This window comes from Geobacillus sp. LYN3, assembly GCF_003064505.1.
GTDB classification, from domain to species: domain Bacteria; phylum Bacillota; class Bacilli; order Bacillales; family Anoxybacillaceae; genus Parageobacillus_B; species Parageobacillus_B toebii.
The window spans coordinates 758,695-767,806 of sequence record NZ_QCWL01000001.1 but is presented as its reverse complement, the minus strand read 5'-3'; the positions used below and the strand labels follow the sequence as shown (position 1 = coordinate 767,806).

The window sequence follows — 9,112 nt, the reverse complement described above, 5'->3', positions numbered from 1 at the left end:
AACATTATTGCCAGGATCTCGTCAGTGCTTTCTCTTTTTTGTCACTAAATCACAAAATTTGGTGATGAACCAAAAAAAAAAATGTCCTCACTGATCAGATGAAGGCGTTGACAACATGTGAAATTCTGGAATAGCGACTAATTGCTTCCACCTATCTACCCTTTGCAAGTTTAGTTGTTAAAGATAAGCATAGTTTGATCTTTTTAAACATTAATGAATAATGAAGTTACTACTCATATATCGACTTCTCTACTATGGCTTAACGAAAACTTTTTAGACAAGAAAGGCAACGATAAACTCGAAAGAAAACACAAAATAATCCCGCTGAAAAATGCTTTTGCCATGGATTTTGCTACATATTCTTTCGATATGTCTTCTATTTGTTTTTTTATGTTAGCAATGTTTTTGTCTATATTGATCAACTGTTGCTTCACTTGTTCTTCGATTTTCTTTTGCATTTCTGGAGACATTGATGTCCCTTTAGGAATCTTCGCCAGTGCCTCTTTTTCAATATTTTTCGCAAGTAATTGCTTACTTTCCTCGTCTAGTTCCAACACTCTATTGTTATTTTTTTCCTCAAAAAAAGTATCTCTTTGTTTCATTAAAACTTTTTGAATAGAGTCTTTTAGTTTTTTAGGAATATCTGATTCTTTTATGATCGTTACTCCTTCATCGACTACGTTAGCGGAATAATGATTTAGAAAGCTTAATGTTAAAGACACAAACAAAGCTACTCCAATAGCTCCCCCCACACTTCGAACTGTAGCAAAAATGCCTGAACTTAAAGAAATTTGAGTTTGAGAAACGGTAGCCGTGCATACCGTAACGCTAGTGATCATAATAATCCCTAAACCTGTCCCTAAAATAGCAAGAAATAAAATTAATTTTAAAACACTTACATTTACATCAATATTTATAAGTAAGCTAAAACCAACAATAATTGTTATGTATCCTATTAACATAGGAATAAGGTAACCAATTTTATCAATTGCCCGTCCGGTGATTGGTGCTACGATGAGCATAACTCCGGAAAGAGAAGTAATCACAAACGAAGCTTCTAATGTACTAAATTCCTTAACTTTAATAAGAAATAGGGGAAGTAAAATTAACGTTCCCATTAATAATATACCACTAAGAAAATTTGAAACTAATCCAGAAACATACAAGCGATTCTTAAAAATTGAAAAATCGAGAAGAGGATTTTTTACTCTCGTTTCAACAAAAAGAAATAGGGCTCCGCTAACAACACTAATTACAAAATAAAGAAAGATCTTATAAGATGTCCATCCAATTTCTTCCCCTTGCAAAATGGCGTACGTAAGAAAAAATAAGCTCAAACTCATCAACAAAATTCCTAATGGATCAAGTTTAAATTTATGAATAGGCTCATTTCGTACTCGAATAGCGAGGAATATGAACGGAAATGCCAATAACACAATGGGAACATTAATATAAAACACCCATCTCCAGTGAATATACTCTGTAATAAGTCCTCCTAAGCTCGGGCCGATAGCAACTGCCATAGCACCAACAGCTCCCCAAATTCCCATTGCTAATCCTATTTTCTCAGGAGGAACAGCCGTTCTAACTAACATCATACTTGTAGGTATGACCATGGCTCCACCTATTCCCTGCAAAACACGAAAGATAATCAGCAAATCGGCTGATGGTGCAATTCCACATAAAAAAGAGCTAACTGTAAAAATGATGACTCCCCACAAAAAAGTGCGAACACGCCCGAACATATCAGCCATTTTACCGAGAGTAACTAATAGTACTGCAAGTGTAAGTACAAACCCGTTTATGATCCATGAGGCTTTACTTAGATCAATTTTGTAATCATCAATAATATTAGGGATCGCTATATTTACTACCGTACTATCTAAAAACACAAGAAAAAGCCCAATGCTTACTGCAAACACTTGTTTCAATCCTCTATGTCGTTGTTGATTTACAGTTTCAGTCATTTTACCTTCTCCTCTCACACCTACCAAGTTACCCTATATTTTGTAAATATTATTAAATTAAACTCTCAATATCGTTTTTCTCGTTTTTTCTTTAGAGTTTCTTCAATTTTTACAAGGATACATTCAGAATGAACACCATAAATTAGCATATATATGAATTATTTAAATTTTTGTATATAGCATCCCCTTTAAAGGAATGAGACATGAGTTTGCATCAGGAGATGCTATCTACGATAGTGAAAAAGTCCTTAAATGGGTGGTCAAACAGGAATATTTTCCCTTTTCACCAATTAATCCGTGAATAGCGGACGAACGAAAAAAAGCATACGGCCGACAACTTCCTCAGTTTTTAAAAACAGAATACAAAAAACAGCAATTTCGTTTCCGCACTCAATGAGCAGACATTTATACAGCCAAAGAATAATGGTTAGAACACCCACGTTGGTACAGTTTTAATCGTTATTTACTACATGTACAACTATACATCCTTATGCACAAACTCTAGTTTTGCAACACCATCATCATATCTAAAGCACTATGTTTTGTAGGAGGATGAAAACTTAACAATTGGCAGACTACAAGAAGATAAGCTGCTTCATTAGAGGATAAAAAGTTTAATCCACCCCATAAATTAGCAGATTTAGTTGCAACCTCTTTTAAAATATTTTCTACCCCATAACGTACTAATAAGGTCTCCTGTAACAATGATTCACTAAACCCATCGGTTAAAAGTGTATACGCCTTTCCTTCTAATGCAGATGTGGCCATTTCTACTTGAACCATCAAATCTACTTTGTTAATATCTGAAATTTTATTATTCATTATAACCTTTTCTACCAATCTTGAGCACGTTCCTAAATAAGTAGCTGATGCTAACAGTTCAAACAATAATAACCCATACAGTACAGCAGGATGTAAGTTAACATGGTCACCTGCTATAAATACATGTTCCATATCAACAAATACATCATGTAAAAAAACCTCTTCTGTTTCTGTTGCCCTCAATACCCAATGTTTCCAGAACTCCTTAACTTCGATTCCTTTTGCATTACTCGGGATCATAGCAATAGCAAAAACTTCCTTACCATTTTTGTCTACGAGATTTACGCTTGCCGTCAAGTAGTCCATTGATTTTGAAAGTGTACATGGCCTTTTACTACCTTTGACAATAATACCATTACTGACAACTTCAGCTTTCATTGTTGGAGAAAAAATATTATTATTGTTCCCTTCGGCAAATCCCGAAGCAAGCAATAGTCTCTCTGCTGCAATTTTTTTTAAGATATTCTCTAATTTAGGTTGATATTTTACAACTTCCATTAGCGAGGCAACTGAAAAGTTATGCATGGTAAGCGCTAGAGCGAGAGAAGGGCTTCTACTAGCAATTGCTTTTTGTATACGAATAGCATCAAGAATATTAGCTCCCATTCCACCATACTCTTCTGAAATCATTAGTTCTGGAGCACCAATTTCTTTATATTTTCTTATACACGGTGAACATTGCTCCTCAAGTTCAAAAAAGGATTGTTCTTTCAGCCATTTATCAAAATTTGGCATGAAACGCTCCAAGGTTTCTCGTTCTTTTTTTAAAAATATAGACACTTAACATTCCTCCTCCACTGATAATGTTTTTAACTCCTCAACGGTTATGTGTATGTTCTCAAAAAGACCTATGAGAATAGATTTGATCGTATCTAAGAGTAAATTGCCTGCAATGGGATCCAATATGTCATTTAGCATGTTGATACCCAAGTCATAGTCAGCAAAAAATAAAATCTGACACCCGCTCTTATTTTTGATAATTTTCCAATAACCATTAAATTTCTCTATATCACCTTCAATCATTTCAAAAAAAATAACTTTATCTTTATCCTCAAATACATCCCGCTCCTTCCATCGTAAAATTCCATTTTCAAATTCAATTTCCCATGAAGAAATAGAGGTATTTTGATCAATATTCTCAACTGATATTGATCTTACTATATCTACATACTTATTATAATTTTTGAAATTTCCTATTTTTTTGTACACATCATTACTATTTAATCCAGATAATGATGCTTGTATTTTTAGCTGACCCATCGTTTCCTCCTCAATCTAATCAATTTTTAATATACTTTTCATTCAAGGACATAGAAGCTCGTTGCAAGGCAGTAAAAATAAAATTTAACTCATCATTCTCCAATGTAGCAGGAGGAGTTAATCTCACAACTTTATGTGCATTAAGAGAATGTGAAACAATAACTTTTTGTTTTAGTAATTCCAAAATGAATTGACCAGCTATCCCCTCACTTTTTAGCTCAATTCCCCAAAGTAACCCTTTTCCTCTTATGTCCTCGACTAAATTTGGACAGCATTCATAAAGTATTTTCTTTAAGGTTACCCCAAATGTTTCACCTAAAAGTTTAGCTCGATCAATAATTCTGTCTTGTTTTAATATAGCTATCGTTTCTTGAACAGCTACCATTGCCAAAGGATTCCCTGCATAAGTAGAAGTATGTAGCAATGGATTTTTATTAAAAGCTTCAAACACTTCCTCTTTCGCAATAAGTGCTGCGACAGGCACTACTCCCCCACTTAAAATCTTCCCTGACAACAATATATCAGGAATAATTTTTTCTTCCTCAACCCCCCACCAATAACCTAATCTTCCTAACCCTGTCTGAATTTCATCTATAATTAATAAAGCTCCATACTGATCACATAGTTCTCTAACTTGTCTTAAATAGCCACTTGGAGGAAGGCGTACCCCTCCTTCTGCTTGCAATGGCTCTAATATAATACAACATTGTCCTTTGTTTTCCCACAGATATTCTTCAAGCGTAATCACATTTCCATATTCAACAAAATAGACATCGGTTAACAATGACTTAAATGGTTTTCGATATTTTTCTCTACCAGTTACACTTAAAGCTCCTAAGGTTTTTCCATGAAACCCATTTTTGGCTGCTACTATTTTTGTTTTGTTGTTTAATACTGCTAATTTTATACTTGCCTCAACCGCTTCCGCCCCAGAGTTGGTGAATAAAACGTTGTTTAATCCAGGCGGCGCCACATTTGCCAGTTCTTTGGATGCTTTCGCCAACTCAGGATTAAGAAATATCTTTGTTGACATAGGTAATTTTTCCAGTTGCTTCTTAACTCTGCGTACAATCCTTTCATGACAGTGACCAAGTAAAAATACTCCATATCCCCCACAATTAATATATTGGTTATCTTCGCCATCAAAAATATATACGCCTGCTGATTTTTCCTCTTGCGGTAAATTCATTAGTTCTGCAAGTTTTGCCCATCCTTTGTTAACATAGGTGTTGTATAGATTTAACGTATCAGTACAACTATTTTTAATTTCGTTCATTTACTTACCCCCTATATGCTTTCTTTTCTTCCTGAGAGTTTATGAGATTATAAAGATATTTAATGTTGTTTTTTAGTATATATTTCATGTCTTGTATTTTTTTAATTCCATAATGACTGTTTAAAAAATCTAACGAAGATGGCAACGCTTCCTCTATTGTTAAATATTCCCTCATAAACAAAGCTCTTCTTATTTCTTTTCGAACCTGAAAGGGAAGCTTCGGTAAAAACACAGGCTTAATTAATCTATCAAACAGATCAGGATCAACAATTTTGGGAGACGAAATAGATTTGTTAAATAAAATCGTACTTTCCTGTACTATCGTATCAATCACTTCTTTCAACATCGGGGCATTCTGACCATTAGTAATATAAAATTCGCCACCAATATGTTCATTATGGACTAAAGCAAAAATAACCTCCGCTACCATATCTTGTGGAACAATATCAAGAATAGAATGTGGAAGACCTGGTAACATAGGAAGCTTTTCTTCCATTATCAATCGGCTTAGTAAATGAAATCCTTGCAACGTTGACACTGTTCCATGATGAGAATCACCAATAATTATTGAAGGTCTGATAATCGTTGCTTTAACCAAACTGTCTTTAACAATTTTTTCAGCCAATCTTTTTGAGATTTCATAAAAATTACGTTGTTTACCAAAGCGATTTGCATTTGGGAAATCATAAACATATGCCGTACTGACATGGTAAAGAGGAGCATCTGCGTCTCTAGACAAGGTTACAATATTCTTAGTTCCCACAACATTTGTATTTTCAATAATTTCTTTCCTTTCACTAAAATCTGTAATGGCCGCCATATGAATAATGACATCAATTTGTTTACATAATGTTTGGTATTCGTTATAAGTAAGTCCCAATTGTTTTTTGGTAATATCACCTTTTATTGAGATAACACCATGTTCCTTAAAAGGAGTTTTATGAATTAAACAAATAACTTGGTATTCTTTTAATTTAGAAATAAGGGCTCTACCCAATAAGCCTGTGGCACCGGTCAAAAAAACCGTCTTAAAAGTTTTCATTTGTCATCGTTCCTCTCTCGCTTTTTCAGTGGAAGGCCCGTTATCAAAATCAAACTGTATGCCCATAATAACCAAGAGCCAAAATATCGGTCCGATTCTACAGGTAAATTAGTAAACACTCTTGGAAAGACAGTTAACACAATCGTATCAATTAACATACCGGGAAGTGCGATAAACATAGCAGCTTTTAAACGTTCATCTTTTGTTAAACCTTTAAAGTTATATAGCGGATAAGTTAATAAAAAAATTAAAGGAACAACAAACATATAGGATAAGAGAAGAAGCAAAGTACTATCAGGAGTAAAGAAAAAATGACCAACAAATCGAAAAATGAACGTGGCTCCTAACCAAACAAGGAAGCCCCAAATTAGAAAATACATGAACAACACCTCTATTTCTATTTTTTACATTTTTAAATTAAGACAACGATTTACATAAACATCAGAGGCATATCTCAAGTTGCTTCCGTATGAAGAAAACGCTATTTCTACTATTTCATTTAAAGAGTTTCTAATTCTATGATGCAATTCTATAAAAACAGTATCCATTGTCGCCTGTCCCGAGATTAATAAACCAAAAAATGCAGCAGCTCCAGCATTAGTTATATAGTCTGGTAAAATATATACTCCTTTATCAATTAAATATTTTTCCGCTTTAGATGTTACAGGCATATTGGCTGCTTCAATGATTACTTTTGCGTTTACTTCATGGCAGTTTTCTTCATGAATACTATCCTTAATAGCAGCCGGAATAAGAATATCTGCATTTACTTTTATCCAATATCCTTTTGGGTATTGAATTATATGATCTGGTAACTTCGTACGATTAATAACCCCATTTGAATCTGTAATTGATAGCAATTCTGGTATTGGGAGACCATCATTATTGACTACACAGCCGACAGAATCTTCAATTGCAATAATTTTTGCTCCACTCTGGAGAAGCTTTTCTGCAGTGATTTGCCCCACAGTTCCAAACCCTTGAATAGCAACCGTACTTTCGCAAAGATTCAACTGAATTTTCCTACAAATTGTTCTAACTGCTTCTAAAATCGATAATCCAAGCGCTTCTACAGAATAGCTTTTTCCGAATAAATCACTTAATTGGAATTTATTAGGAATGTCTACTGAAATTCCTCGTTCACGTAAACGACGCACAACAACATCAACTGGATTGTAATGAATAGATTCATATATATAAGCCACATCCTTTCCTGTAACACCTAAGTCTTCTCCAAGAAAATAATTATGTTTTAAAAGAGGTTCTGTTAATTCCGCAAATCTTTTTAATAGTATTTTTTTTTCGTGCTTAGAAGGGTCATACTCTATTCCCGCCTTGGCTCCACCTAACTCTATATTTAAGGCTGCATACTTCTTGGTCATAATCGCAGCTAACTTCTTTATTTCACCCAAACTAATATCTGGGGACATTCTTAATCCACCCGCACTTATTCCGTTAACTAAACTGTCAATAACGATATATCCTTTTAAATCATAATTGGGATCGCTGATGGTAATTTCATAAAGACTCACCTTTATATTCCCCTTTCTTTTTATTTTTTAATCATACCTACTTCGAAAGTAAACGCAAAGGAGCGATCATTTTCATTCAGAAATTTTATTACCTCATCAAGTCGTTGAACATGAGATGTTAAATTCTCTGGAATGGTTCTTTTCGAAAGAAAATTACGATAACAAAAAATACCCCTGTTCCTGCTTACTCTAATAATTTCACTTAAAATCGCTTCAAATGAATGTTCTGACATCCAACCGGAAATATCAGATAGGGAAAATTTATCAAATGAGTTATCGGGTACTTCCTGTAAATATTTTTCTAATGGGGCTGTAACAATTTTTACTTTATGACGACTCCTCCTGATTTTTTCATAATGACATGGATACAAATAAACAGGTAATGAAGATGTATGAATGTAATTTCCTGATAAAAGAAATGTAAGCCAATGATTTTCTTTTATAGGGTGATGAGTAAATGTATAGTCCAGACGTGATATTAAATAATCTGCCAGTGAATTTACTTCACTATAAGCATAGTAACTAGGATCATTTAAAATAAATTTGTAGATTGACCTTCTACATAGTGTCTGTATGCTTCTACGCCATAACCAAGTATTTAACTTCTTATAGAGAATTCTTTGTTCTTCGATAGAACGACTTTTTAGCAATTTAGATATAATGTTTCCTCTTGTAAATTTGATAATTGGAAGTACCACATTTCTGTAAAATCTTTCTTGTCTCCCAGTAAAAATGACACCCTGTTTAATTTTTTCTTTATGTTTGTCCCAAAAGATTGCTGCATCATCAGAAAGCAACGGTTTTAATTTCTCGTACATTTGAAGACGTTTGTCGGAATTATGAATTCCTAAAAATTGCAAAACTTCCTCATATGTAAGTGCTTCAAAGGCAGATAATTTTAACTCTAGTAAATAGTTTTGTTCAGGAACAGCGTCAACGGAGGTTAAAGATTTAGGCTCATTCGCTAACAGCGCTAAACTTCTGCAACCACTGCCAGTGATGGAAAGAACGTCATCTGTCGAGGATATATTTAAAGCGGTTAACTCAGATTGTGAATCCTCATTTGAAGTGGTATATAAAAGCCAATTTTTTTCTGTAGTTAATAGCTTAACTATACTACCTAAATATGAAATCATAACAACCTCCCTCTATAAATGTTGATATATCAACGGTTGTAGCCGTTTCAGGGGTGTCAAAAAAATATTTTTCGACA

The 9,112-nt window shown here is 33.9% G+C and carries 8 protein-coding genes; all 8 read right to left on the bottom strand.

Annotated features, from left to right (window positions below; genetic code table 11):
- Positions 1-233: 233 nt before the first annotated feature.
- The 8 genes from DCC82_RS03980 to DCC82_RS03945 all read right to left on the bottom strand — a co-directional run bounded on the left by DCC82_RS03980 (position 234) and on the right by DCC82_RS03945 (position 9,035).
- A complete protein-coding gene (locus DCC82_RS03980; protein WP_089096774.1) occupies positions 234-1,967 on the bottom strand; it encodes a DHA2 family efflux MFS transporter permease subunit in 1,734 nt (577 codons plus the stop codon).
- Between the two features lie 501 nt (positions 1,968-2,468).
- Positions 2,469-3,569 carry an acyl-CoA dehydrogenase family protein gene (locus DCC82_RS03975; RefSeq protein WP_013877581.1) on the bottom strand — a complete coding sequence of 367 codons (1,101 nt, stop codon included), beginning with the start codon at positions 3,567-3,569 and terminating at the stop codon, positions 2,469-2,471.
- The gene (locus DCC82_RS03970) at positions 3,570-4,049 is read right to left on the bottom strand and encodes a type II toxin-antitoxin system RatA family toxin (RefSeq protein WP_013877582.1); all 480 of its coding nucleotides are present in this window, start codon (positions 4,047-4,049) and stop codon (positions 3,570-3,572) included.
- Positions 4,050-4,068: 19 nt separating this feature from the next.
- On the bottom strand, positions 4,069-5,325 hold the full coding sequence (locus DCC82_RS03965) for an aspartate aminotransferase family protein (RefSeq protein WP_013877583.1): 1,257 nt from the start codon (positions 5,323-5,325) through the stop codon (positions 4,069-4,071).
- Positions 5,326-5,329: 4 nt separating this feature from the next.
- Complete coding sequence (locus DCC82_RS03960) at positions 5,330-6,367, bottom strand: SDR family oxidoreductase (RefSeq protein ID WP_089096771.1); 1,038 nt, start codon at positions 6,365-6,367, stop codon at positions 5,330-5,332.
- Complete coding sequence (locus tag DCC82_RS03955) at positions 6,364-6,747, bottom strand: DUF5367 domain-containing protein (RefSeq protein WP_013877585.1); 384 nt, start codon at positions 6,745-6,747, stop codon at positions 6,364-6,366. The genes DCC82_RS03960 and DCC82_RS03955 overlap by 4 nt, the downstream gene beginning before the upstream one ends.
- Before the next feature lie 24 nt (positions 6,748-6,771).
- The gene (locus tag DCC82_RS03950) at positions 6,772-7,899 is read right to left on the bottom strand and encodes a Glu/Leu/Phe/Val family dehydrogenase (RefSeq protein ID WP_013877586.1); all 1,128 of its coding nucleotides are present in this window, start codon (positions 7,897-7,899) and stop codon (positions 6,772-6,774) included.
- Positions 7,900-7,919: 20 nt separating this feature from the next.
- Positions 7,920-9,035 (bottom strand): BtaA family protein, encoded by a 1,116-nt coding sequence (locus DCC82_RS03945; protein ID WP_013877587.1) that lies wholly within the window; start codon positions 9,033-9,035, stop codon positions 7,920-7,922.
- Between the last annotated feature and the right edge of the window lie 77 nt (positions 9,036-9,112).

What these genes read in the sequence shown, in the direction of transcription:
- DCC82_RS03980 (WP_089096774.1), bottom strand. Translation starts at nt 1,967, where the DNA reads ATGACTGAAACTGTAAATCAACAACGACATAGAGGATTGAAACAAGTG.
- DCC82_RS03955 (WP_013877585.1), bottom strand. Translation starts at nt 6,747, where the DNA reads ATGTATTTTCTAATTTGGGGCTTCCTTGTTTGGTTAGGAGCCACGTTC.
- DCC82_RS03945 (WP_013877587.1), bottom strand. Translation starts at nt 9,035, where the DNA reads ATGATTTCATATTTAGGTAGTATAGTTAAGCTATTAACTACAGAAAAA.
- DCC82_RS03960 (WP_089096771.1), bottom strand. Translation starts at nt 6,367, where the DNA reads ATGAAAACTTTTAAGACGGTTTTTTTGACCGGTGCCACAGGCTTATTG.
- DCC82_RS03965 (WP_013877583.1), bottom strand. Translation starts at nt 5,325, where the DNA reads ATGAACGAAATTAAAAATAGTTGTACTGATACGTTAAATCTATACAAC.
- DCC82_RS03970 (WP_013877582.1), bottom strand. Translation starts at nt 4,049, where the DNA reads ATGGGTCAGCTAAAAATACAAGCATCATTATCTGGATTAAATAGTAAT.